The sequence below is a fragment of the Pseudacidovorax sp. DMC4 genome (assembly GCF_056314265.1).
Genome location: NZ_JBQUYR010000017.1, coordinates 1 through 24867, shown reverse-complemented (window position 1 = coordinate 24867; position 24867 = coordinate 1). Strand labels below are relative to the sequence as shown.

24 protein-coding genes are annotated in these 24867 nt (G+C 69.3%); 15 read left to right on the top strand and 9 right to left on the bottom strand.

Annotated features, from left to right (window positions below; translation table 11 throughout):
* Positions 1–36 precede the first annotated feature (36 nt).
* From gmhB to glyQ, 3 genes are read right to left on the bottom strand one after another with little or no spacing between them, the layout of a single operon-like run.
* Positions 37–684 carry a D-glycero-beta-D-manno-heptose 1,7-bisphosphate 7-phosphatase gene (gene gmhB, locus ACT54X_RS25260; RefSeq protein WP_294375282.1) on the bottom strand — a complete coding sequence of 216 codons (648 nt, stop codon included), beginning with the start codon at positions 682–684 and terminating at the stop codon, positions 37–39.
* 42 nt (positions 685–726) lie between these two features.
* Positions 727–2865, bottom strand: a complete 2139-nt coding sequence (gene glyS / locus ACT54X_RS25255; RefSeq protein ID WP_476349294.1) for a glycine--tRNA ligase subunit beta — start codon at positions 2863–2865, stop codon at positions 727–729.
* A 3-nt stretch (positions 2866–2868) separates the two neighbouring features.
* Positions 2869–3807 carry a glycine--tRNA ligase subunit alpha gene (gene glyQ / locus ACT54X_RS25250; RefSeq protein ID WP_476349293.1) on the bottom strand — a complete coding sequence of 313 codons (939 nt, stop codon included), beginning with the start codon at positions 3805–3807 and terminating at the stop codon, positions 2869–2871.
* 200 nt (positions 3808–4007) lie between these two features.
* On the opposite strand from glyQ, the gene ACT54X_RS25245 reads away from it, so the two are divergent.
* From ACT54X_RS25245 to ACT54X_RS25225, 5 genes are all read left to right on the top strand, one after another.
* On the top strand, positions 4008–4976 hold the full coding sequence (locus tag ACT54X_RS25245; protein WP_294375289.1) for a diacylglycerol/lipid kinase family protein: 969 nt from the start codon (positions 4008–4010) through the stop codon (positions 4974–4976).
* 17 nt (positions 4977–4993) lie between these two features.
* The gene (locus ACT54X_RS25240; protein WP_294375297.1) at positions 4994–5842 is read left to right on the top strand and encodes a metallophosphoesterase family protein; all 849 of its coding nucleotides are present in this window, start codon (positions 4994–4996) and stop codon (positions 5840–5842) included.
* A gap of 39 nt (positions 5843–5881) precedes the next feature.
* A complete protein-coding gene (locus ACT54X_RS25235) occupies positions 5882–6712 on the top strand; it encodes a phosphatase PAP2 family protein (protein ID WP_294375300.1) in 831 nt (276 codons plus the stop codon).
* 84 nt (positions 6713–6796) lie between these two features.
* Complete coding sequence (locus tag ACT54X_RS25230) at positions 6797–7096, top strand: type II toxin-antitoxin system RelE/ParE family toxin (RefSeq protein ID WP_294375303.1); 300 nt, start codon at positions 6797–6799, stop codon at positions 7094–7096.
* Complete coding sequence (locus tag ACT54X_RS25225; protein WP_294375305.1) at positions 7093–7410, top strand: addiction module antidote protein; 318 nt, start codon at positions 7093–7095, stop codon at positions 7408–7410. The genes ACT54X_RS25230 and ACT54X_RS25225 overlap by 4 nt, the downstream gene beginning before the upstream one ends.
* A gap of 289 nt (positions 7411–7699) precedes the next feature.
* On the opposite strand, the gene ACT54X_RS25220 is transcribed toward ACT54X_RS25225, so the two are convergent.
* Positions 7700–8770 carry a type II asparaginase gene (locus tag ACT54X_RS25220; protein WP_234197856.1) on the bottom strand — a complete coding sequence of 357 codons (1071 nt, stop codon included), beginning with the start codon at positions 8768–8770 and terminating at the stop codon, positions 7700–7702.
* 231 nt (positions 8771–9001) lie between these two features.
* Here ACT54X_RS25220 and ACT54X_RS25215 point away from each other — a divergent pair, with 231 nt between their 5' ends.
* The 8 genes from ACT54X_RS25215 to ACT54X_RS25180 all read left to right on the top strand — a co-directional run bounded on the left by ACT54X_RS25215 (position 9002) and on the right by ACT54X_RS25180 (position 17125).
* The gene (locus ACT54X_RS25215) at positions 9002–9682 is read left to right on the top strand and encodes a TetR/AcrR family transcriptional regulator (protein ID WP_294375310.1); all 681 of its coding nucleotides are present in this window, start codon (positions 9002–9004) and stop codon (positions 9680–9682) included.
* A 124-nt stretch (positions 9683–9806) separates the two neighbouring features.
* Complete coding sequence (locus tag ACT54X_RS25210) at positions 9807–10394, top strand: NAD(P)H-dependent oxidoreductase (RefSeq protein ID WP_354322360.1); 588 nt, start codon at positions 9807–9809, stop codon at positions 10392–10394.
* A gap of 81 nt (positions 10395–10475) precedes the next feature.
* Positions 10476–11771, top strand: coding sequence for an amidohydrolase family protein (locus tag ACT54X_RS25205; RefSeq protein ID WP_476349288.1), 1296 nt, complete (start codon positions 10476–10478; stop codon positions 11769–11771).
* Positions 11772–11799: 28 nt separating this feature from the next.
* On the top strand, positions 11800–12654 hold the full coding sequence (locus ACT54X_RS25200) for a creatininase family protein (protein ID WP_476349286.1): 855 nt from the start codon (positions 11800–11802) through the stop codon (positions 12652–12654).
* Between the two features lie 272 nt (positions 12655–12926).
* Entirely contained in the window at positions 12927–13928 is a 1002-nt protein-coding gene (locus ACT54X_RS25195) for an ABC transporter substrate-binding protein (protein WP_476349284.1), read from the top strand.
* A complete protein-coding gene (locus ACT54X_RS25190; RefSeq protein WP_476349282.1) occupies positions 13925–14743 on the top strand; it encodes an ABC transporter ATP-binding protein in 819 nt (272 codons plus the stop codon). Before ACT54X_RS25195 ends, ACT54X_RS25190 begins: the two co-directional genes overlap by 4 nt.
* Before the next feature lie 74 nt (positions 14744–14817).
* Complete coding sequence (locus ACT54X_RS25185; RefSeq protein WP_476349280.1) at positions 14818–15741, top strand: ABC transporter permease; 924 nt, start codon at positions 14818–14820, stop codon at positions 15739–15741.
* Positions 15742–15766: 25 nt separating this feature from the next.
* Positions 15767–17125, top strand: a complete 1359-nt coding sequence (locus ACT54X_RS25180; RefSeq protein ID WP_476349278.1) for an FAD-binding oxidoreductase — start codon at positions 15767–15769, stop codon at positions 17123–17125.
* A 27-nt stretch (positions 17126–17152) separates the two neighbouring features.
* Here the strand turns inward: ACT54X_RS25180 and lnt are convergent, their stop codons facing one another.
* The 5 genes from lnt to ACT54X_RS25155 all read right to left on the bottom strand — a co-directional run bounded on the left by lnt (position 17153) and on the right by ACT54X_RS25155 (position 22053).
* The gene (gene lnt / locus ACT54X_RS25175; protein ID WP_476349276.1) at positions 17153–18691 is read right to left on the bottom strand and encodes an apolipoprotein N-acyltransferase; all 1539 of its coding nucleotides are present in this window, start codon (positions 18689–18691) and stop codon (positions 17153–17155) included.
* On the bottom strand, positions 18691–19569 hold the full coding sequence (locus tag ACT54X_RS25170) for an HlyC/CorC family transporter (RefSeq protein ID WP_017758362.1): 879 nt from the start codon (positions 19567–19569) through the stop codon (positions 18691–18693). The genes lnt and ACT54X_RS25170 overlap by 1 nt, the downstream gene beginning before the upstream one ends.
* 97 nt (positions 19570–19666) lie before the next feature.
* Positions 19667–20413 carry an N-acetyltransferase family protein gene (locus ACT54X_RS25165; protein WP_476349273.1) on the bottom strand — a complete coding sequence of 249 codons (747 nt, stop codon included), beginning with the start codon at positions 20411–20413 and terminating at the stop codon, positions 19667–19669.
* 110 nt (positions 20414–20523) lie between these two features.
* Positions 20524–20997 (bottom strand): Lrp/AsnC family transcriptional regulator, encoded by a 474-nt coding sequence (locus tag ACT54X_RS25160; RefSeq protein WP_017758360.1) that lies wholly within the window; start codon positions 20995–20997, stop codon positions 20524–20526.
* A 105-nt stretch (positions 20998–21102) separates the two neighbouring features.
* A complete protein-coding gene (locus ACT54X_RS25155) occupies positions 21103–22053 on the bottom strand; it encodes an esterase/lipase family protein (protein ID WP_476349271.1) in 951 nt (316 codons plus the stop codon).
* Positions 22054–22086: 33 nt separating this feature from the next.
* Between ACT54X_RS25155 and ACT54X_RS25150 the strand changes: the two genes are divergently transcribed.
* Positions 22087–23793, top strand: coding sequence for an AMP-binding protein (locus tag ACT54X_RS25150; RefSeq protein ID WP_476349269.1), 1707 nt, complete (start codon positions 22087–22089; stop codon positions 23791–23793).
* Between the two features lie 11 nt (positions 23794–23804).
* On the top strand, positions 23805–24797 hold the full coding sequence (locus ACT54X_RS25145) for an MBL fold metallo-hydrolase (RefSeq protein WP_294375337.1): 993 nt from the start codon (positions 23805–23807) through the stop codon (positions 24795–24797).
* Positions 24798–24867 lie beyond the last annotated feature (70 nt).

The following is a 24867-nucleotide window of genomic DNA, read 5'->3' as shown; positions in this document are numbered from 1 at the left end:
CGCGGCGGTTGGACAGGGTCGATGCCGGACGGATCATCAGCTGCGCGGCGCCGCGGGCGCGCCGGCCGGGGCCGGAGGCGCGGGTGCCGCATGGGCCTCGCGCGCCAGCAGGAAGCGGACGAAGTCGGCCAGGTCCTCGTGCACCTGGGTGCCGGGCGGAAACTCCGGCGGCAGCGGATGCACGCCCCGGCAGGCCGCGCCCATGCCGGTGAGCAGCAGGTGCGGCTCGCAGCCGGCGGCAGCGCCGGCCTGCAGGTCGCGCAGGCTGTCGCCCACCGTGGGCACGCCGCGCAGGTCGATGCCGAAGCGCTCGCCGATCTGCGTGAACAGGCCGGGCCTGGGTTTGCGGCAGTCGCAGTCGTCCTCGGGACTGTGCGGGCAGTAGAAGATGGCGTCGACGCGGCCGCCGAAGGTGGCCAGCATCTTCTGCATCTTGGCGTGCATGGCGTTGAGCGAGGCCACGTCGAACAGGCCGCGGCCCAGGCCCGACTGGTTGGAGGCGATCACCACATGCCAGCCGGCCTGGTTGAGCCGCGCGATGGCTTCGAGCGCGCCGGGCAGCGGCGTCCACTCGGTGTCGCTCTTGACGAAGTCGTCGCGGTGCTCGTTGATGCTGCCGTTGCGATCCAGGATCACCAGCTTGAGGGCCTGGCTGCGCTGCTGCTGGCGGGCGTTCTCGGGCATGGTGATGGACTCTCGCGGTGTGAAGGTGAAGAGCGTCGACGCTCAGGCCGCCAGGCGCTCCAGCAGCGCCACGCGGTTCATCGCCCGGTGCAGCGCGGCCAGCAGGCCCAGGCGGTTCAGGCGCAGGTCCGCCTCCTCGGCATTGACCATCACGCCGTCGAAGAAGGCGTCGACCGGCGCGCGCAGCGCAGCCAGGGTCTGCAGCGAGGCGGTGTAGTCGCCGGCGGCGAACTGCGCATCGGCCTGCGGCACCACCTGCTGCATGGCCTGGTAGAGCGCCTGCTCGGCCGGCTCGCGCAGAAGGCCTTCGGTGACATGGGCATCGGCCTCGGGCGACTTCTTGAGGATGTTGCCGATGCGCTTGTTGGCGGCCGCCAGGGCCGGCGCCTCGGGCAGGCGGGCGAAGGCGCGCACGGCAGCCAGCAGGCGCGGCACCTCGGCCAGGCGCGGCGGGCGCTGGCCCAGCACGGCATCGACTTCCTGGGCGCTGGCGCCCTGCTCGCGCAGGCTGCCGGCCAGGCGGTCCTGGATGAAGTCCAGCAGCTGGGCGCGGGCATTGGGCTCGGTGGCCAGCGCACCCATGGCGCCGAGGGCGATGTCGATCAGCGCGGGCAGTTCCAGCGGAAGGTCGCGCTCGATCAGCATGCGCACCACGCCCAGCGCATGGCGGCGCAGCGCGAAGGGGTCGCGGTCGCCGGTGGGCAGGTTGCCGATGCCGAACATGCCGGCCAGCGTCTCCAGCTTGTCGGCCAGCGCCACCGCCAGGCCGACCGTGCCGCGCGGCAGCTCGTCGCCGGCGAAGCGGGGCTTGTAGTGATCCTCGATGGCGTCGGCCACGGCCGCGGGCAGGCCGTCGTTGAGCGCGTAGTAGCGCCCCATGATGCCCTGCAGCTCGGGGAACTCGCCGACCATGTCGGTGACCAGGTCGGTCTTGGCCAGCCGGGCGGCCTGCTCGGCCTGGGCCGCCAGCGCGCCGTCGCCCAACTGGGCGGCGATGGCCTTGGCGATGGCCACGACGCGCTGCACGCGCTCGCCCTGGGTGCCAAGCTTGTTGTGATAGACCACCTTGTCCAGCAGCGGCAGGCGCGATTCGAGGCTCTTCTTGCGGTCCTGGTCGAAGAAGAACTTGGCGTCGGCCAGGCGCGGGCGCACCACGCGCTCGTTGCCGCCGGTGACGGCGCTGGCATCGTCGGGACGGATGTTGCTCACCACCAGGAAGCGGTGCGTGAGCCGGCCCTGCGCGTCCAGCAGCGGGAAGTACTTCTGGTTGGCCTTCATCGTCAGGATGAGGCATTCCTGCGGCACGCCCAGGAACTCCTGTTCGAAGCTGCAGGTGAGCACGTTGGGCCGCTCGACCAGGGCCGTGACCTCGTCCAGCAGCGCGTCGTCGCGGATCGGCTCGCAGCCGTTGCCCACAGCCACCGCGGCAGCGGCCAGCTGGCGGGCGATCTCGGCGCGGCGGGCCTCGAAGCCGGCGATGACCGCGCCCTCTTCCTCCAGCTGCAGCGCGTAGTGGTCGGCATCGCGCAGCACGACCGGGTCGACCGCGGCCTCGAAGCGGTGGCCGTGCGTGTCGCGGCCGGCCTCCAGGCCCAGGGCGGAGACGGGCACCACCTCGGTGCCATGCAGCGCCACCAGGCCGTGCGCCGGGCGCACGAAGCTCACGCTGCTCCAGCCGGGCAGCTCGCAGCGGGCTTCCAGCTGGTAGCTCATGACCTTGGGGATGGGCAGCTTGGCGATGGCCTCGGCCAACGCCTTCTGCAGGCCCTCGGCCAGGGTGGCGCCAGCCACGGTGCTGTCATGGAACAGGGCCTCGGCCTTGCCATCCGGCGCGCGGCGCAGGCCGGCAGCGGCGGAGGCATCCAGGCCCAGCGCGGCGAGCTTCTTGGCCAGCGCGGGCGTGGGTTGGCCGGCGGCGTCCAGGCCGACGCTCACCGGCATCAGCTTCTGCGACACCGCCTTGTCGGCGGCGCGCGGCGCCACGTTCGTGAGGTGCGCGGCCAGGCGGCGCGGCGAGGCATAGGCCGTGAGCACCGAGGCGCCACCGGCCAGGCCCTGGGCGACCAGCTGGTCGCGCAGCACGCCGGCGAAGGCGTCGCCGAGCTTCTTGAGCGCCTTGGGCGGCAGTTCCTCGACGAAGAGTTCGACGAGCAGGCTGGGATGCGAGGACGTGGCGTTCATGGCTCAGGCGGCGGCTTTCTCGCTGGCGGCGGTGGACTCGTTGTTCTTCTTGGGGATCTGCGCGACCCATTCGCGCGGCGCCAGCGGGAAGCCCAGGCGCTCGCGGCTGTCGTAGTAGCTCTGGGCCACGGCACGGGCCAGGTTGCGGATGCGGCCGATGTAGGCGGCGCGTTCGGTCACGCTGATGGCGCCGCGCGCATCCAGCAGGTTGAAGGTGTGGGCCGCCTTGAGCACCTGCTCGTAGGCCGGCAGCGCCAGCTGCTCCTGCATGAGGTGCCTGGCCTGCTTCTCGTGCGCACCGAAGGCGGTGAACAGGAAGTCGGCGTCGGAATGCTCGAAGTTGTAGGTGGACTGTTCCACCTCGTTCTGGTGGTAGATGTCGCCGTAGGTGACGCCCGGGGCGTACTCCAGGTCGAAGATGCTTTCCTTGCCCTGGATGTACATGGCCAGGCGCTCCAGCCCGTAGGTGATCTCGCCGGTGATCGGCCGGCAGTCGATGCCGCCCACCTGCTGGAAGTAGGTGAACTGCGTCACCTCCATGCCGTTGAGCCAGACCTCCCAGCCCAGGCCCCAGGCGCCGAGCGTGGGGTTCTCCCAGTCGTCCTCGACGAAGCGCACGTCGTTCTTCTTGAGGTCGAAGCCCAGGGCCTCCAGGCTGCCCAGGTAGAGCTCGAGGATGTTGGAGGGCGCGGGCTTGAGCACCACCTGGAACTGGTAGTAGTGCTGCAGGCGGTTGGGGTTCTCGCCGTAGCGGCCGTCCTTGGGTCGGCGGCTGGGCTGCACATAGGCGGCCTTCCATGGCTCGGGGCCCAGGGCACGCAGGAAGGTGGCGGTGTGGCTGGTGCCGGCGCCCACTTCCATGTCGTAGGGTTGCAGCAGGGCGCAGCCCTGGGCGTCCCAGTAGGCCTGGAGCTTGAGGATGATCTGTTGGAAGGTCAGCATGGTGCGGGAAGAAGGCAGGCCGGAGGCAGTCGCAGCGCCGGCGCAGGGAACCGCGCATTTTATGGGCGTGCCCGCCGTGCGGCGCCGCGGCGGGCATGCGAGGCCGGCGGACGACTACACGGGCTGGCGGCGCGCGGGCCTGGCGAAGTCGGCTTGCCATCAGCAGCATGTCGGCTTCGCCCGACACACCGCCTGCCCCCATGCCCGCAGCCCCTGCCCTTGCCCCTGCCGCACCGCTCTTCGTGGTACTCAACCGTGGATCGGGCCGAGGCAGCGCCGACGAGGCGCGCCAGGCCATCGAGGCCGCCTGCCGCGCCGCCGGTAGGGCGCTCTCGCTGCGCGTCGTCGGCCGGGGGCATCGCCTGCCCGACCTGGCGCGGGAGGCGGTCGAATCGGCCCTGGCCCAGGGCGGCATCGCCGTGGCGGCCGGCGGCGACGGCACCATCAATGCAGTGGCGCATGCGGCCCTGCGCGCCGGCTGCGCCTTCGGCGTGCTGCCGCAGGGCACCTTCAACTACTTCAGCCGGGTGCACGGCATCCCGGCGCCCATCGAGGAGTCGCTGCAGTCCCTGCTGACCGGCACGCCGCAGCCCGTGCAGGCCGGCGAGGTGAACGACCGCGCCTTCCTTGTCAATGCCAGCCTGGGCCTGTATGCCCGCATGCTGGAAGAGCGCGAGGACTTCAAGGCCCGCTTCGGTCGCCGACGCTGGGTGGCCTTCGGCGCCGCGCTGGCCACGCTGCTCAAGGGCTTTCGCACCTGGACGCTCCACGTGAGCGCGGGCGGCGGCACGCAGGTGCTGCGCACGCCCACGCTCTTCGTCGGCAACAACGCGCTGCAGTTCGAGCAGGTGGGCGTGGAGGAAGGCCAGGCCGTGGAAGAAGGCGGTGCCCTGGCCGCCATCGCGCTGGAGCCGCTGGGCCGGCTCGCCATGATCGGGCTGGTGCTGCGGGCGGCCATGGGCCGGCTGGGCAGCGCCTCCAAGGTGCGCAGCTTCACCTTCCGCGAGATCGAGGTGCAAGCGGCAACCGGCGCCTCCCCCGCGCGCCGACGCGTGCGCGTGGCCACCGACGGCGAGGTGCAGTGGATGGACATGCCGCTTCGCTTCCGCGTCTCGCCGCGGCCGCTGTGGCTGGTCAAGCGCCTGGATGCGAAGGCCGAGCGCGCATGAGGGATCGGCCCGCGCCCATGCCTCACGCCTTGCCACCCGGGAACCTGCCCGTCGAGCGTGACTGCGTGCTGCTGCACCTGTCGGACCCGCACTTCGGCACTGAGCAGCCCTCTGTCGTCGAGGCCCTAGTGCGCTGGGTACGCGCGCAGGCAGCCGACGCGGTGCTCGTGACCGGCGACATCACCCAGCGCGCCACGCGGGCGCAGTTCGCAGCGGCGCGCGCATTCCTGCAGCGCCTGGATGCGCCACGCGTGCTCGTCGTCCCCGGCAACCACGACATTCCGCTCTTCGACCTCGGCACGCGGCTGCTTGCGCCCTACCGCCGCTACCAGGCGGCGCTGGGGGACGACCTGGAGCCCACGCTGGACCTGCCGCACTGCCTGGTGCTGGGCGCCAAGACCACACGCCGCTGGCGCCACAGCGATGGCGAGATCAGCCCTGCGCAGATCGAGCGCATCGCCCGCCGGCTGGCAGACGCCGGACCGGCGCAGTTGCGCGTGGTGATGGTGCACCAGCCGGTGGCCGTCACCCGGCCGGAGGACCACGAGAACCTGCTGCACGGCCGCGAAGCCGCACTGGCCCGCTGGGCAGAGGCCGGCGTGGACCTGGTGCTGGGCGGCCACATCCACCTGCCCTTTGCCGTGCCGCTGCCCCAGGCCGGCGGCGCCTGGGCCGTGCAGGCGGGGACGGCCGTGTCCTCGCGGGTACGATCCGGCGCCCCGAACTCGGTCAACCTGCTGCGCTGGCCCGGGGCGGACGATGACGGACGGCGCTGCTGCACACTGGAGCGCTGGGACTTCGACGCCCGCCTCGAGGCCTTCGCGCTGGCACTGACCGACACCCTGGAACTCCCGGCCCGCGGTTGACACCACCGGGGCTGGACCTGCACCCGACCCCAAGGATCGATGACCCCTGACGACTGGAGCGCGCTCGGTGCGCGCATGGGCAGCCTGGCCTGGACGGCCTTTCCCTTCATCGTGCTCGCGGCCATGCTGCTGGCACTGCTCGCAGGCAGCCTGGGCCTGGCCTGGCGCCGCCGCACCCGGCCAGAACCCGATGCGCCGCCACAGCTGGGGCGCATCGTGCCCGGGCTCGTGATCGGCTTCCTGTTGATCGTCGGCCTGGCCAGCCTGTTCACCCTCTTCGCCCGACACCTGGGCGAGGGCCGCCCCATGGGCCGCATGGACGACGCCCTGAGCATGGCCGTGGGCACTCACACGCCCGACTGGGCGAGGCAGGCCTTCTCCGTCTTCACGCACATCGGCGACCCGCTGCCGGTCGCCACCTTCGTGCTGCTCTTCGCCCTGTTCCTGCGGCTGCGCGGCCACCCGGGCTTCGCCTGGGGCTGGCTGCTGGCGAACGCGGGGAATGCGGTCCTCAACTATTCCCTCAAGCAGATCTTCGAGCGCGTGCGGCCGGTGCACGACACGCTGCTGGTGAATGCGCCAGGCTTCAGCTTTCCCAGCGGCCACAGCTCGGCCGCGATCGTGCTGTGGGGCATGCTGGCCTACCTGTGCCTGCGCATCGGACCCAAGGGCCTGCGCCTGCCGATGCTGGCACTGGCTGCGGCGATGGCCGTGGCGATTCCGGCCAGCCGCGTGTTCCTGCAGGCGCACTTCCTGACGGACGTGGTCGCAGGCCTGTGCTCGGGCGCGGCCTGGCTGGCGATCAGCATCGTCAGTGCCGAATCGGCGCGTCACCGGCGGCGCGCGCGGCTATACGTGCGCACCGCCTGAGCCCAACGATGATGGCGCGCCCACAGCGGCTCTGCAGCCCAGCGGACCACCTTGGATTCTGTCGCTCACAGGCTACAATCCGGCATGCGCGTCGAGCAGACAGACGAGTACAGGGAGTGGATCGGTGACCTGAAGGATGTGGTCGGTCGTGCGCGAATCCTGATGCGCGTAGACCGGCTCATTCATGGCAATCCGGGCACGCATCGCCATCTGACGGGTGGCGTATCTGAACTGAAGATCGACGTCGGCCCTGGCTACCGCGTCTACTACTGCCAGCGCGGCGACCGTCTTCTGCTGCTTCTTGCAGGCGGCGCCGGCCTCCCAGAGCCGGGACATCGCCACCGCGCTCCAACTGGCGAAGGACTACGAAGGGTAAGCGCATGACCAATGCACACGCTGGCAAGACATCGAGGACCAGAACTTCCGCCTATGACGTGGCGGAGCACCTGCGTACGCCTGAGGAGATGGCGGCCTACCTCGACGCGTGGCTGGACGAAGCGCCCGACGATAGCGCCGGTATCGCACGCGCTTTGGGTGACATCGCGCGTGCCAAGGGCATGAGCCACGTCGCCAGGGAGGCGGGCCTCAGCCGCGAGAGCCTGTACCGCGCGCTGAGCGCAGACGGCAACCCCAGCTTCGCCACCGTGCTCAAGGTGGCCAAGGCCCTCGGCCTGCGGCTGCATGCCCAGCCGGCTTGAGACACAGGACTTGCATTCGCCCCTGCCCCGTCAGAGAGAACTGACCCCAGAGCAGCCCAGCGCCGGCCCGGCACACGCCGCCACTGATCGAAAGGCCGCGGAGCAGCCAAGCCAGCAGGCCGCGCGGAAACGGCTCCGCCGGGCCGCCGGAGCGTCTTGCAGACCGCGCTGCGCCAGTGGCGCAGCCCCTCGCCAGTCGCAAAAGGTCCACCGGACCTTTTGTGTACGGGCTCGGCCCCTTGAGGGGAGTGCGGGCCACACGCAGGGAGGCCCGCACACGGGGTGGGTGTCAATACTCCCAGAAGATCCGCTGCAGCTCCTTCGTGTCGCGCGTCTTGGTCAGCGCCACCATCGCCAGGATGCGGGCCTTCTGCGGGTTCAGGTCGTGCGCCACCACCCAGTCGTACTTGTCGTCGGGCTGCTCGGCATTGCGCAGCACGAAGCCGCCGGTATTCACGCGCGAGCTGCGGATGATCTGCACGCCTTCGCTGCGCAGCTTCTGCAGCGCGGGCACGGCGCGGTCGGCCACCGAGCCGTTGCCGGTACCGGCATGGACGAGCGCGGCCTTGCCCTTGCCGATGGCCTCGTACTGGTCGGCGGGCACGTTGCCGTAGCCGTAGGCGATGTCCACCGCAGGCAGCGCGGTGATCTGGTCGATGTCGAACTCCGACTGCATCGTGTGCTTCTTCACCGGCGCGCGGAACCAGTAGCTCTTGCCCTCGACGATCATGCCCAGCGGGCCCCACTGACTCTTGAAGGCCTCGGTCTTGATGTTGATGGCCTTGGCCACGTCGCGGCCCGACTGGATCTCGTCGTTCATCGTCACCAGCACGCCCTTGCCGGATGCGTCCTTGCTGGCGGCCACGTTGACGGCGTCGTACAGGTTTAGCGCGCCGTCGGCCGACAGCGCCGTGCCGGGGCGCATGGAACCGACCACCACGATGGGCTTGGCCGTGTGCACCGTCAGGTTGAGGAAGTACGCGGTCTCTTCCAGCGTGTCGGTGCCGTGGGTGACGACGATGCCGTCCACGTCGGCCTGCTTGGCCAGGGCCGAGACGCGCTTGGCCAGGGTCAGCAGGTTGTCGTTGGTGAAGCTTTCCGACGCGATCTGGAACACCTGCTCGCCACGCACGGTGGCCACCTTGGACAGCTCGGGCAGGCCGGCGATCAGCTTGTCCACCGGCACCTTGGCGGCGGCGTAGGTGGCGCTGTTGGCCGCCGAGGCGCCCGCGCCGGCGATGGTGCCGCCGGTGGCCAGGATCACCACATTGGGCAGGGCCTGCTGGGCCTGGGCGAGGGCAGCGCCGGCCATGAGCGCGGCGCCGGCAGCCAGGGCACGAAGACGGTAGGAAAGGTACATGCGGAAACTCCGTTATCGATATGTGGTCACACGGCCTGCACGGTCCTCAAGGAGGCTCTCGACCTTCCTGCAGGACCACCGATGCGGCCGCCCGCAACGCTAATCAGGATTTGTGCCGAGGCCCGCCGCGTTCGATGCCGAAGCGGCATCCGGCCATGCCCCGCAGTACCATCGCGCGACTCTCGACCGCCCTCGCGCTGCGCCTTGCCTCCCCATCTCTCCGATCCCGATATGCCTGCCGACGGCACCTCGCCCCCGCAGGAGATGCCCGCGCCCGACGGGCCTCTGTCGCGCGCACGCCCCGGGCGCGAGCGCATCCTGGCGGCCATCCGCGCGGCGGCCATCACCGAGTTCAGCCTCCACGGCCTCAAGGGCACCTCGACCCAGGCCATCGCCCAGCGCGCGGGCCTGACCAAGCCGCAATTGCACTACTACATCGCCGGCAAGGAAGAGCTCTACTCCGAGCTGCTGATGCAGGTGCTGCACGAGTGGAAGGTGGTCTTCTCCTTCGACGAGCATGCCAACGACCCGGCCCGGGTGCTGGCGGCCTACGTGCGGCAGAAGCTGGACCATGCCTTCGACAAGCCGGAGATGTCGCGCATCTTCACGCGCGAGGTGCTGGACGGCGGCCGCAACCTGGAGCGCTTCTGGCCCATGTCGCGCCAGTGGACGCAGAAGAAGATCGACATCATCGATGGCTGGATCGCCCGCGGCCTGATGCGCCCGCTCGATGGCCGGCTGCTGCTGCAGCACATCTGGGCCATGACCCAGTACCACGCCGACTACGCGCTGCAGGTGCGCTCGATGGGCGGCCTGCCCGAGGACGCGCACATCGACCGCGAGCCCATCGCGCGCGAGCTGATCGGCTTCGTACTCGCCGGCTGCGGCATGGCGGTACCGGCCGACGCCTGACGGCGGCCCGTCTCGCGCCCCCTCTTTCTCCTGCCTCCGACCTGCTTGCACCGCCCCGGTGCATCCGTCCTGGCACGCCACGTGCTTAATTTGACCGATTGCTCTGACTCATCGGTCAAACACCATGCGCGTGCTCGTCGTCTACTGCCATCCAGTCGAAACCAGCTTCGCTTCGGCCATGCACCAGGAGGTGCTGCGCAACCTGCGCGCCGCGGGCCACGAGGTGGACGACTGCGACCTCTATGCCGAGGGCTTCAACCCGGTGATGTCGCGCGAAGAGCGCCTGGGCTACCACGACGTGCCGGCCAACCGCGCGCCGCTGCAGTCCTATGTGGAGCGGCTGGAGCGGGCCGAGGCCATCGTGTTCTGCTTCCCGACCTGGTGCTTCGGCCTGCCCGCCATGCTCAAGGGCTGGTTCGACCGGCTGCTGATGCCCGGCGTGGCCTTCGACATCAGCGACCCGGCCAACGTCCGGCCGATGCTGCGCAACATCAAGCGCATCAGCGCCGTCGTGACCTACGGCCGGCCGCGCTGGATGGCCTGGTACATGGGCGATCCGCCGCGCAAGATCATCACACGCTACATGAAGCGGCTCACCGCGGCCCAGGCCCGGGTGGACTACCACGCGCATTACCACATGAACGTGGCGACCGAGGCGCAGCTGGGTCGCTTCAAGGCCCGCGTGGGCGCCGCCATGGCAGCCTTCCGCTGACCCCGAACCGGCCGACGCCATGCCTGCCTGTCTCGCCACCCGCCCCTCCGGCCCCGTGCGCCGTGCGCCGAAGGTCTGGCCATGACCACGCATTCCACCCCCGCCGTCCTGCGCCATGCCCGCCTGCCGGCCTGGCTGCTGGGCGACGCCTGGCCGCGCGCCGGCACCGCGCCGGCGCTCGCGCGCATCGAGCTGGCGCACGGCCGGGTGCAGGCCGTGGTGCCCGAAGATGGCAGTCCCATCGAGCCCGGCGCCTGGCAACTGCACGGCGCGCTGGTGCTGCCTGGCCTGGTCGATGCCCACGTGCACCTGGACAAGACCTTCACCCTGGCCCGCATCCCCGAGGTGCAACCCGGCCTGCTGGGTGCCATCGAGGCCTCGGTGGCCGACATGGCCCGCTGGACCCCTGAGGACATCCGCACCCGCGCCAGCCAGGGCCTGCAGTGGGCCTGGGAGGCCGGCACGACGCTGCTGCGCACCCACGTCAACTGGCCCGAGATCGGCCCGCTGCCCTGCGCCTGGCCAGTGCTCGACCGGCTGGCGCACGACTGGGCCGACCGCCTCACCCTGCAGTTGGTGAGCCTGACAAAGCTCGACAGCTTTGCCGACCCCGCCGCCGCGCGCACCGTGGCGGCGCAGGTCAAGGCCAGCGGCGCGCATGCGCTGATGGGCGGCTTCGTGCACTCCACCAACTGGAACGCACAGGCCATGCGCCACCTGCTGCAGGCGGCCCAGGCGCAGGACCTGGATGTCGACCTGCATGTGGACGAGGAGCTGCACCCGACGGCCGAAGGTCTGCTGGGCACGGCGCGCATCGCCCGCGAATTGGGCTTTGCCGGCCGCATCGTCTGCGGCCACGTCTGCGCCCTGGCGGCCATGCCCGAAGCCCGCGCGCTCTCCATCCTGGATGAGGTGGCACGCGCGCCCATCACGCTGGTCAGCCTGCCCATCACCAACCTGCTGCTGCAGGACGCCCGCACCGGCCGCACGCCGCGCCAGCGCGGCCTGACGCTGGTGAAGGAGGCGCGCGCCCGCGGCATTCCGCTGCTCTTCGCCAGCGACAACGTGCAGGACCCGTTCTGCCCCGTCGGCAGCTACGACCCGCTCGAAGGCATGGCCGCGGCGGTGCTGGCCGGCCAGCTCGATGCGCCCTTCGACCGCTGGTCCGACACGCTGTGCCGCACGGACTTCCTGGCCCGCGGCACGCCCAGCCTCGCGCGGCTGGAAGGCCGGCCGGCCGACCTGCTGATCTTTCCCCAGGCCGACGCCAGCGCCTGGCCCTCGCGCACCGGCACGCGCGTGGTGCTGCGCACCGGCGTGGCCCATGGCGCGGCACCGACGGCCTTCCTGCCGCCCAGGACCGCCGCCACCGCCTGACACGCCCCCACGAACAAGGACGCCCGACATGCTGCACGGCTACATCCCCCCGCACCGCTTCCTGCCCTACCTCAGCTGGACCGAAATCGACCAGTTGCCCGACCGCGAGAACACCGTCATCGTGCTGCCCTGCGGAGCCATCGAGCAGCATGGCCCTCATCTGCCCTGCTCGGTGGACAGCGTGATCGCCTCCGGCGTGATGGGCGAGGCGCTGCGCCGGCTGCCCGCCTCGGTGCGCGCCTTCGCGCTGCCGCCCATCACCTACGGCAAGTCGGAAGAGCACCTGCATTTTCCCGGCACCGTCACGCTCACCGGCACCACGCTGCTGTCCACCGTCACCGAGATCGGCGAGTCGGTCTACCGCGCGGGCTTCCGAAAGCTGCTGCTGGCCAACGGCCACGGCGGCCAGCCACAGGTGCTGGAGATGGCCGCGCGCGAGCTGCGGCTGCGCCACGGCGACTTCGTGGTCGTGCCGCACGGCGTGAGCCGGCTGCCCAGCGCCGCGAGCCGGCAGGTCAGCGAGCAGGAGAAGAGGCTCGCCATGCATGCCGGCCATTCCGAGACCGCGCTGATGCTGGCCCTGGCGCCCGAGACGGTGCACATGGAGCGGGCCGCCGCCAACTTTCCGCCGCCCTTCCCCATCAAGCTGCTCTCGCCCGACGGCCGCCCGGCCTGCGCCTGGACGGCACGCGACTTCGGCCCCAGCGGCGTCATCGGCGACCCCACCAGCGCCACGCGCGAGCAGGGCCAGGAGATCCTGGACACGCTGGCCGACAGCTGGGTGCAGGCGCTGACCGAGCTCTACCAGCTGCGCTGGCTGGTGCGCGAAGAAGCCACCTGGGAGCGCGGCCATTTCACCGGCCACATCGAAAGCGCCCGCTGAAATGAACCCACCCCGTTTGGACTTCCTCACTGCGTGTGGAAGTCCCATCCCCCTCAAGGGGCGCACCCGGCGGCCGGGCCGCGCCCGTTCCGCGGGTGCCCTGGCGCGGCCTGCTCCGCGGACTTTCGATCAGGAGGGTGGCGCCTGTGTCGTCGAAAACCGAAATGACTTTTCAAACGGTGCGGCTCTTGCTTGGGCAACGCACCGGCCCACGCCCCTTTTTCGTCCCCCGTCCCCGCACTGATTTGTCCGACCTTTCCAGGAGCCCTGCCTTGAACCACCGTTTCACCCGCCTCGCTTCGCAATCCGCCCTGGCCCTGGGCGCCGCCGTTTTGGGACTCGCCGCCACCGGCGCCCGGGCCGAGGAAAAGTTCACCTACATGACCAACTGGTATGCGCAGGCCGAACACGGCGGCTTCTATCAGGCGGTGGCCACGGGCATCTACAAGAAGTACGGCCTGGACGTGACCATCAAGATGGGCGGCCCGCAGGTCAACATCCTGCAGATCATGGGCGCCGGCCAGGCCGACTGCGTGATGGGCTCCAGCGACCTGCAGATGATGCGGGCCCGCGACAACGGTCTGCCCGTGGTGACCGTGGCCGCGCTGTTCCAGAAGGATCCGCAGGTGCTCATCGCCCATGAAGACGTCAAGTCCATGGAAGAGATGAAGACCAAGACGGTGCTCATCGCGGCCAGCGCGCAGCAGGGCTACTGGGCCTGGGTCAAGGCCAAGTACGGCCTGACCGATTCGCAGACCAAGCCCTACACCTTCAACATCCAGCCCTTCCTGGCCGACAAGAACATGGTGCAGCAGGGCTACCTCACGTCCGAGCCCTACGCGATCCAGAAGGCTGGCGCCAAGGCCAACACCTTCCTGCTGGCGGACCACGGCTATCCCTCGTACGCCACCACCATCTCCTGCATGGAGAAGACGGTGAACGACCGCGCCAAGGCCGTGGCCGACTTCGTCAAGGCCTCCGCCGAGGGCTGGAAGAGCTACCTGGCCGACCCGGCACCAGGCAATGCCCTCATCAAGAAGGACAACCCGAACATGACCGACGACCAGCTGGCCTACAGCGTCGCCAAGATGAAGGAGATGGGCATCGTGGGATCCGGCGATGCCACCAAGAGCGGCATCGGCACCATGACCGAAGCCCGCATCAAGGCCAACTACGACTTCCTGGTGGGCCAGAAATTCATCGACCCGGCCAAGGTGGACGTGAGCAAGGCCTACAAGCTGGACCTGGCCCGCAACGCCAAGGTGCTGCCGTGACGGACCTCGTCCACGCGCCCGCCGCGGGCGTGCCGGCCATCGAGGTGCTGTCGGCGCAGAAGACCTACCCCAACGGCACGGTCGCGCTGCAGCCGGTGGACCTCACGATCCAGGAGGGCGAGTTCGTCACGCTGCTCGGCCCTTCGGGCTGCGGCAAGAGCACGCTGCTGAAGATGGTCGCGGGCCTGCTGGAGCCCAGCGACGGCCGGCTGCTGCTGTGGCGCAAGCCGGTGCAGCAGCTGCACGAGAGCACACAGAAGATGTCCTTCGTCTTCCAGTCGCCCACGCTGATGCCCTGGGCGACGGTGCAGGCCAACGTGCGACTGCCGCTGGACCTGGCCAAGGTGCCGCGCGCCGAGGCCGATGCGCGCGTAGCCGAGGCGCTCGAACTGGTGGGCTTGGCCAAGTTCGCCAACGCCCTGCCGCGGGCGTTGTCGGGTGGCATGCAGATGCGCGTCTCCATCGCCCGCGGGCTGGTGGTGCAGCCCAACCTGCTGCTGATGGACGAGCCCTTCGGCGCGCTGGACGAGATCACGCGCCACAAGCTCGATGCCGACCTGCTCGAACTCTGGCGCAAGAAGAAGCTGACGGTGGTGTTCGTCACCCATTCCATCCACGAGGCGGTGTTCCTGTCCAGCCGCGTGGTGATGATGGCCGCCCGCCCGGGCCGCATCGTGGAAGAGGTGCGCATCGACGAGCCCTATCCGCGCAGCGCGGAGTTCATGGTCTCCTCGCAGTTCCAGCACTACGCCAAGCACCTGCAGCGCAGCCTGCTGGCCGCCAGCCAGCACACCGACGAGGAACACACGGCCTGACCGCTGCGGGCCCATGCGCCCGTCGCTTTCGCCACAGCAGACCGGCGGCCTGGGCCGCCACGGAGATCGACCCCATGAGCATCACCTGGAACGCCGCCGCGCCGGCGCCTTCCGACGCCCCGTCCGCCGCGCACGCCGTTGCCGCGCCGGCACCCGCTGCCTTCGCGCCTGCGCCGCCACGACCGCCCGCACGCGAGGCCCGCGTGCCGCTGCTGCGCCAGCCGCGCGTGCAGCGCATCCTGCTGCCGCTGATCGTCGGCCTGGTGCTGCTCGGCGGTTGGCAGGCGCTGGTGGTCGGGATGGAACTGCCGCCCTACCTCGTGCCCTCGCCGGTGCTGATGCTGCAGACGCTCTTCACCGACTGGGCCGTGCTGGGCGGCGCACTGCTGGTCACGCTCAAGATCACCGTGCTGTCCTTCGTGGTGGCCACGGTGGTGGGCGTGCTGATCTCCTTCCTCTTCGTGCAGAGCCGGCTGATCGAGACGGCGCTGTTTCCCTACGCGGTGCTGCTGCAGGTCACGCCGATCGTGGCGGTGGCGCCGCTGATCATCATCTGGGTGAAGGAGCCCACGGCCTCGCTGGTGATCTGCGCGGCGCTGGTGGCGCTGTTCCCGATCATCTCCAACACCACGCTGGGCCTGCGCAGCATCGACCCCGACCTGCAGGCCTATTTCCGCATGAACCGCGCGACGCGGCTGCAGACGCTGGTGCGCCTGCGCATCCCGAGCGCGTTGCCCTACTTCTTCGGCGGCCTGCGCATCTCCAGCGGCCTGGCGCTGATCGGCGCCGTGGTGGCCGAGTTCGTCGCCGGCACCGGCGGCAACGCCACCGGCCTGGCCTACCAGATCCTGATGGCGGGCTATCAGCTGAACATTCCGCGCATGTTCGCGGCCCTGCTGCTCATCTCCCTGACCGGCGTCGCTCTCTTTGCCGCCATGGCCTGGCTCACGCGCGTGGCGCTGGGCGGCTGGCACGCCAGCGAGCTGTCGCACGACTGAACCTGATTCCGAGGAAATCTTGACCATGAACGCCCGCCTGCGTGACATCGAACAGCTGCACCTGGAACTGCCCGACCTCGACTGGATCACCGACCCGAACCGCATCGAGCGGCTGTCGCAGGACTTCTCCTGGTTCAGCCCAGTGCTGAAGCGCCAGCTCGAAGGCAAGGTGGCCGACAGCGTGGTGCGGCCCCGCACCGAGGACGAGATCCGCCGCCTGGTGGCCGCCTGCGCGCGTCTCAAGCTGCCGCTTACCATCCGCGGCAGCGGCACCGGCAACTACGGACAGACCACGCCGCTGGCCGGTGGCGTGGTGCTGGACATGACGGGCTACAACGGCGTGCTCTGGACGCGCCCCGGCGTGGCACGCGCCCAGGCCGGCATCCGGCTGAACGAGCTGGAGAAGGCCACGCGCCCCACGGGCTGGGAGCTGCGCTGCGTGCCCTCCACCTTCCGCAGCGCCACGCTCGGCGGCCTCTTCGGCGGCGGCTTCGGCGGCGTGGGCTCGATCAACCACGGCCCTCTGGCCGCGCCCGGCAATGTGCTGGGGATCAAGGCCATGACCATCGAGTCGGAGCCGCAGATCGTCGAGCTGCGCGGCGCCGAGGCGATGCGCATGCACCACCTGTGGGGCACCAACGGCCTGGTGCTGGAGATCGAGGTCGGCCTCGCGCCCTGCCAGCCCTGGCTGGAAACGCTGGTCACTTTCAGCGACTTCGACCAGGCCATCGCCTTCGCCGACGAGCTGGCGCGTGCGCCCGGCCTGGCCAAGCGCGAAGTCGCCTTCTTCGCCAGCCCCGTGCCGGACTACCTCTCGCAGCTGGCCGAGCACCTGCCCAAGGGCTGCCATGCCGTGCTCTCGCTGGTGGCCGAGCCGGGCGAAGAGACGATGAAGGAGATGGTGGCCGCCCGCGGCGGCACGATCAGCTACCGACGCACCGCCGACGAGGTCGCTCGCAGCCACAAGACGCTGATGGAGTTCACCTGGAACCACACGACGCTGCATGCGCTGAAGGTGGACAAGAACCTCACCTACCTGCAGACCAGCTTCACCGCCGGCCAGCATGTGCAGCAGATCACCGAGCTGACGAAGCGCTATGCCGGCGAGGTGTTCATGCATGCCGAATTCCTGCGCACCATGGACGGCCAGATGAACTGCAGTGCGCTGCAGCTGGTGCGCTTCACGACCGAGGAGCGCCTGGCCGAAATCATCCGCGAGCACCGCGAATTCGGCGTGCGCATCAACAACCCGCACACCTTCATCGTCGAGGACGGCAAGGCGGGCGGCGATCTGCCCGAAGAGGTGGTGGCGATGAAGCGGCGCTTCGATCCGCTCGGCCTGCTCAATCCCGGCAAGCTCCGGCACCACCCCGTCGCGAGCTGAGGCGCCGGGTCTTCCAGCGCCGCCGCGTCAACGGCGCTTTCGCACGCGCCAGACCGAGAACGCCAGCACCGCCAGCGACAGCAGCCACAGCGGGGCCAGGCCGAAGCGCGACACCCACCAGGCGAAGGGCGTGATGCCGGTGCGGCCTTCCACCTCGGCCTCCAGCACGCCGCGCGTGAGGCGGGGCAGTTCGTGCGTCACACGGCCGCGGTGGTCGATCACCACGGTCGCGCCCGTGTTGGTCGCGCGCAGCATGGGCCGCTCGAACTCCAGCGCCCGCATGCGTGAGATGGCACGGTGCTGATCGATGGCCACCGTGTCGCCGAACCAGGCGATGTTGCTCACGTTGAGCAGCATGGTGGGCGCGGTGGCCGCATCGCGGAAGCCGGCGCCGATCTCGTCGCCGAACAAATCCTCGTAGCAGATGTTCGGCGCGATGCGCTGGCCCTGCCAGTCGAAGCTGCGCTGGGGCAACCCGCCGCGGCCGAAATCGGCCAGCGGAATGTTCATCATGTCGGTGAACCAGCGGAAGCCGAAGGGGATGAACTCGCCGAAGGGCACCAGGTGGTGCTTGTCGTAGCGGTACGGCCGCTCGGCGAGCCCGGGGCCGAAGCCCAGCAGCGAATTGGCATAGCGGCCCGGACCATCCTCCATCGGTACGCCGACGATGGCGGCCTGCCCGCCCTGCGAATAGCGCGCGGCGATGGCGGACAGGTAGCCTTCGGGCAATTGGCGCGGCAGCAGGGGCAGCGCCGTCTCGGGCGTGACCACCAGGGCAGCACGGTTCTTTTGCAGTTGCTCGCCGTACCACCGCAGCGCGGTGTCGATGCCGCTGCCTGGGACGAACTTCTCGTCCTGCGGAATGTTGCCCTGGAGCAGTGCGACCGACAGGCGACCGGTGCTGGCCCCGGGCCCGCCGTCGCTGTGCATGAAGCCCAGACCCGACGGCAACGCGAGCAGGACTGCAGCGGCCAGCGGCAGCATCCCTGTGCGACGCTGCCTCTTCCACAGGCCCACACAGGCCGCCGAGGCGGCCGCTGCGGCGCCGAGGCCATAGACGCCCAGCCATGGCGCATAGCCAGCCAGCGGGCCGTCCACATGGGCATAGCCGCCAGCGCCCCAGGGGAAGCCGGTGAACAGGCTTCCGCGGACCAGCTCGGCCAGCGTCCAGACGGCAGCGAAGAGCAGCACCCGGCTACCTGCAGAGAGCCGCGGCGCCAGCCAGCCCCACAGTCCGCCGGCCACGCCGTAGTAGATGGCGAGCCCGCCGCCCAGGAACAGCACGGCCAGCGCCGCCAACGGGGCCGGCAGCCCGCCGTAGGTGTTCATCGAAATGAAGAGCCACCAGAAGGTGCCGCACAGCCAGGTGGTGGCGAAGACCCAGGCGCCCAGGGCCGGCCTGCGCCAGCCGGACGCCTGGCGTTGCTCGCCGTCGAGCAAAGCGGTCAGCGCGGCCAGGGACAGCAGTTGCAGCCACCACAGCGGCTCGCCACCCCAGGGCCAGGCCATGGACGCCGCCTGGGCCAGGCCGGCCAGTGCGTAGGCCGGAAGGCGGCGCGCGCGCATCAGGCGGCGGTGTCTTCGGCCCGGGCGGGCGAGACCTTGAACCAGCGCACCGCGCCGCCGCGGGTGTGCATCACGACAAAGTCGAAGCCGCCCACCTCGTGGCGTTCGCCGCGCTTGGGCACATGGCCCATCTCGTGCGCGATGAGGCCACCGATGGTCTCGAAGTCCTCGGACTGCTGCTCTTCGCTGAACTGGATGCCGAAGGCTTCGGCCACACGCTCGATGGGCGTGTCGCCGCTCACGCGGTAGGTGTGGTCGGCCAGGCCGAAGATGTCGCCTTCGTCCTCGGCGACGTCGAACTCGTCCTCGATCTCGCCGACGATCTGCTCCAGCACGTCCTCGATGGTGATCAGGCCGGCCACCCGGCCGAATTCGTCGATCACCACGGCAAGGTGATTGCGGTTGCCGCGGAACTCGCGCAGCAGGTCGTTCAGGCCCTTGCTCTCGGGCACGAAGGTGGCGGGCCGCAGCAGGGCGCGGATGTTCAGCTCCGGCGAGCGCTGCAGCTTGAGCAGGTCCTTCGCCAGCAGGATGCCGATGATGTTTTCCTTCTCGCCCTCGTAGACCGGGAAGCGCGAGTGCGCGGTGTCGATGACGAGGTAGAGGATGTCCTCGTAGGCCGCATCGATGTCGATGAGGTCCATGCGCGGAGCGGCCACCATCACGTCGCCGGCCGTCATGTCGGCCATGCGCAGCACGCCTTCGAGCATCACCCGCGAGTCGGGTCCGATGATGTCGTTGTCTTCGGCGTCGGCGAGGGTTTCGATCAGTTCGTCGCGCGAATCCGGTCCGGGGTGGATGAATTCGGCGATCTTCTGGAGGAGGCCGCGCTTGTCGTCCCGGGGATGGGAGGCGCGTTCAGGGTGGGGGTCGGCCACTGCGTGAGGGCGGGAGTTGAGGGAGGCCTAGGATACCGGAATGCCTTGGCGGCATGATGTCAGCCGCCATCTGCGCGCTTGCGCAGCCCTTGCCTGCTCAGGGGGCCGAGCGCTGGCGCGCCTCGCGCACACCCGAGCGCACTTCCTGCAGGCCGGCCAGGAAGGACCAGAACTGGTGGGCCCGCGCCTTCAGCTGGAAGTCGACTTCCCCGAACTGGTCCAGCGCGATGCCGGACATCCGGCTGTCGAAATCGGCGGCGGGCAGTTCGAGGTGGGCTTCGGATTCGGAGCCGCTGCGCACCACGGTCGCGCCGGCATGGCGGGCGATCTTGAGCATGGCGGTGTTCTCGCTCAGGGCATGGATGAACAGCATGCTCACGCCCTCATTGCGGGCCACCATGACGGCGCGCTCGAAGAGCCGGCCACCGTAGCCACGGCCCCGCGCGTGCTCGGACACGGAGACGCCGAACTCGGCGCAGCTGCCGTCCTGCCCGGTGGGCGCGAAGGCCAAGTGCGCCATGGCGATGATCTCGAGCCGGCGGTTGTAGATGCCGAAGATCTCGTCGCGCTCGAAGTCCAGCCCGTCCACATAGCGCTGAACCTGCTCGTCCGAGGCGGCATAGCCGAAGCGCAGGTAGCGGTCGCGCTGGGAAAGCGCGAGCAGATGGGCCAGGATGCGGTGACGCTCGCGCGGTCCGACGGAACGGATAGGAACCAGCCCGGCGGCGGCGCGGGGACGCAGGGGGCGGGCCGTGCCCGTCGGCGCGGGATCGGCGGCGACCACGCCGGGGCGCAGCAGTTGCATGCCGGCACGCACGGTCTGGACAAGGGCCTTGGGGAACATGGGGTCAATCATAAGGGTTTTCCCTATAACTACCGACGAGGCGCTGTCACCGACCGGTCACGGGCGGGGGGCATTCGCTGAAATGTTGCGGCGCAGCAACCTTTGAGCACTCAGACCGGCACGGCGGTCGTCGCCTTGACCCTGTCGAGCACGAAGCTGGTCTTGCAATCCTGCACGCTGGGGTGTTTGAGCAGGGTGTCCATGATGAAGCGGCTGTAGTGCGCCATGTCGGCCACGACCACACGCAGCAGGTAGTCCATCTCTCCCGTGAGCGCGCTGCATTCGACGACCTCGGGCCAGGCCTGGATGCTGGCGCGGAACAGGTCCATCGGGTTGCGCTTGTGGCTTTCGGTGTGTTTTTCGAGACGCACATTGAGGTAGGCGGTCAGGCCCAGGCCGACGGCTTCGGGCCGGACCAATGCGACATAGCGGTCGACCACACCACTTTCCTCCAGCCGCCGCACGCGCCGCAGCACCGCACTGGGCGAGAGGCTGACCTGCTCGGCGATCTGTTCGTAGGTGGCCCGGCCGTCGGCCTGGAGCAGTTGCAGGATGAGCCGGTCCTGCTTGTCGAGTGCGTGCATGGGGCAATTCTTGCCGCGATCGGCCGCGATGGCGAACGACGGCGCCCGGGCACCCTGCGGGGGACGGGCCCATCGCGACGCCTGCCGAGTGTGTTCGATGCCGCCTCAGTCTTCGTCCAGCAACGCCAGTGTCTCGGCCATGACGACCGTGTCGAAGGCCAGCTCCACGTGGGCCAGGCCGTGGGCCGGCCGGTTGTCGGCGCCGGGCAGGGTGGCGGTGTGCATGGGGAACACCATGTTGTCGCAGTTGGAGTACCAGCAGGTGAAGCGCGCGGGCGGGCAGGCGCGCTGGGCGACATCCAGCGCTCGCAGCCAGGCGCTGCCGATCCGCATCTCATGGCTGCTGGCGGCGCGGCCGACGCGTGCCGTCCAGGTTCCTGCATGCGGCGTGCCCAGCGTGACGATCCGGTGGATCGGCACGCGTCCGCCGGTACGGCACCACCAGGCGCGGGCAACCAGCCCGCCCATGCTGTGCGCCACGAGCATCGGCGCCTGGCCGGTGGCGGCATGCGCACGTCGCACTGCGGCGTCGAGCGTGTCGATGAAACCGTCCAGGCCGCCCAGCGGCGGCTCCAGATCGACGGCAACGACGCATCGGCCTTGCGCCACGAGGCGGCTCAGCCAGGGGAGCCAGAAGCCCCGATTGCACGAAAAGCCATGAACGAGGACGACGCCTCGCCGGCCGTCTGGCGGCGGGACATGGTCCGGAATGCGGTTCGCGCGGAACGGCTGGCGCCACGCCCAGATTCGCGGCGACAACAGGCATTCGGCCCACCAGGCGCGCAGGAGCTGGGCGAGCGTCGCATGGGGCCCTTGGACGCGTCGATTGACGACATTCGAGGCGAGGAATTCGGCGGCCAGCACCACGCCGTGCCCGCCCAGCAGCACCGCCCAGCCGCCGATGAGCCAGGACAGGGAACGGGCTGCCGCAAAGCCGGTCCATGCCAGCGCCGTGAGGCACCACGCGGCCACGAACCACCGCTGCCATCTCGCGATCATCGGCGCATGATCGCATGCGCCCCGGGCAACCCCGGGGACCTCGGACGAGGAGGCCATCCCACAATGCGGCAAGCAGAGCCCGGAGACCGCATGCATCCCTCCCACCTTCCCAGCTATCCGCCCGGCGTCCCCTTCGAGATCAATCCGGAGCAGTACCAATCACTGAACGCGTTGTTCGAGGCATCGTTCAAGACGCATGCCGAGCGCCCGTTCTCGGTCTGCATGGAACGCTGGATGAGCTACGGCGAACTGGACCGCCTGTCGCGCACGCTGGGCTGCTGGCTGCAGTCGCTGGGGCTTGAGCCGGGCGCGCGCGTGGCCCTGATGCTGCCGAACATCCCGCAGTTCGCCATCGCCATGGTGGCCGTGCTCCGGGCGGGCTACACCTGTGTCAACGTCAACCCGCTCTACACGCCGCGCGAGCTGGAGCACCAACTGAGCGACTCGGGCGCGAGCGCCATCATCCTGCTGGAGAACTTCGCAGCGACGCTGGAACCCGTGCTGCTGCGCACGCCGGTCCGGCATGTGCTGCTGACCGCCATGGGCGATCAGCTGGGCGGCCTGTACGGCGTCTGGATCACCACGGCCGTACGCCATCTCGCCAAGATGGTGCCGCCCTTCAAGCTGCCCATCGACAGCGGCCACAGCGTCACCACCTGGTCAGACGCGATGGCCAGCGGCCGTGACCGCACCCTTGCCGCCGACGGGTGCACGCTCAATTCCATCGCCTTTCTGCAGTACACCGGCGGCACGACGGGGCGATCCAAGGGGGCCATCCTCACGCACCGCAACATCATTGCCGCGACGCTGCAGGCCGAGGCCTGGTTCGCCCCGGCCATGGCCAAGGTGGGGGATCCGGCGCGCATCAACGGCATCGCGGCGCTGCCGCTGTATCACATCTTTGCGCTGACGCTGTGCCTGCTGGCCATCCGGCAGGGATCGCACATGACGCTCGTGCCCAATCCGCGGGACATCGGCAAGTTTGTCGAGGTGCTCAGAAAGCGGCCCTTCCATGTGCTGCCGGCGGTGAACACGCTGTTCAATGCCTTGCTGGCCCATCCGGCGTTCAAGAGCGTGGACTGCTCGCAGCTCGTGATCTCCCAGGCCGGAGGCATGGCGGCGTCGGAGGGCACAGCGCGTGCGTGGTTCGAAGCCACGGGCTGCGCGATGATCGAAGGCTGGGGCATGAGCGAGACCTGCGCCATCGGCACCAACAATCCGGTCACCAACACCACTTTCTCCGGCACCATCGGCGTGCCGCTGCCGAGCATCGAGATCGCGATCAAGGACGACGAGGGACGCACCCTGCCGGAGGGTGAGTCCGGGGAGTTGTGCATCAAGGGCCCCAACGTGATGGCCGGCTATTACGGCCAGCCCGAGGAGACCGCGGCCGCCTTCACGCCAGACGGTTTCATGCGCACGGGCGACATCGCCGTCATGCTGCCGGATGGGCAGACGCGGATCATCGACCGCAAGAAGGACATGATTCTCGTCAGCGGCTTCAATGTCTTTCCGAACGAGCTGGAGAACGTGATTTCCCTGTGCCCTGGCGTGCTCGAGTGCGCAGCAGTCGGCGTGGCGGACGACAAGCAGGGCGAGGCGATCAAGGTGTTCGTCGTGCGCAAGGACGCCCAGCTAGACGAGGAGGCCCTCATGCGCTACTGCCACGCCGAACTCACCGGCTACAAGCGGCCCAAGTACATCGAGTTTCGCGACGCCTTGCCCAAGACCAACGTGGGCAAGATCCTACGGCGCGAACTGAGGCAGGACATTCGCAGCACCGCCGCGCATCATTGAAGGCGACTCGCATGGCGATTGAGTTGCCGGTCCAGATCACCGTCTTCGAGCGCGGCTGGCTGTCGTCCAACAACATCCTCCTGACCGGCGGGCGAGAGACGGTGCTGGTCGATACGGGCTACTGCACCCACGCGGACCAGACCCTTGCGCTGGTGCAGGACGCGCTCGCAGGTCGGACGCTCGACCGCATCGTCAACACCCATCTGCACAGCGACCATTGCGGCGGCAATGCGCAGCTGCAGGAGGCCTATCCCAGCGTACGGATCGGCATTGCGCGATCACAACTGGACAATGTGCGGTACTGGCGGGAAGAGGCGTTGACCTACCGAGCCACCGGTCAGCAATGCCCCCGCTTTGTTGCTCACGATGCGCTGAGCCCGGGTGACGTGATGGAGATGGGGGACCTCGCCTGGTCGGTGGTCGCCGGTGCCGGGCACGACCCCCACGAATTTCTGCTCTTCGAGCCGGAGCACCGCATCCTGATCTCGGCGGATGCCCTGTGGCAGCACGGCTACGGGGTCGTCTTTCCGGAGTTGGAGGGCGAGGACGGCTTCGCCGACGTGGCCGCCACACTGGACCGGATCGAGGCCCTGGCGCCTCGGATCGTGATTCCAGGTCACGGCGCGGCATTCCTGGATGTTGAGGAAGCGCTGGTGCGTGCCCGGCGTCGCCTGGCGCAGCAGCGTGACGATCCTCGATCCCATGCCTGGCATGCACTGAAGGTCCTGCTGAAGTTCAAGCTGCTGGAGCAGCGCCGTGTCGAGCGCACGGCCTTGCTGGAGTGGGCATCCACCATGCCCTATGCAACAGCGCTGGGGATGATGCACTTCGCCGACGAGCCGCTGTCGGCGCTCATGGAGCGCGCCCTGGGCAGCCTGCTCAAGAGCGGCGCGGCTCACCAACATGAAGAGTGGGTCGAGGACGGCGGCCGAATTAGCGCTCGCACGATTGCAATGACGGCTGTTACGGCTGCCCAAAACAAAAAGCCCCGCAGCGATTGCTGAGGGGCTTTTTGAGGGCTGTAAGAGCCTGACGATGACCTACTTTCACACGGGAGTCCGCACTATCATCGGC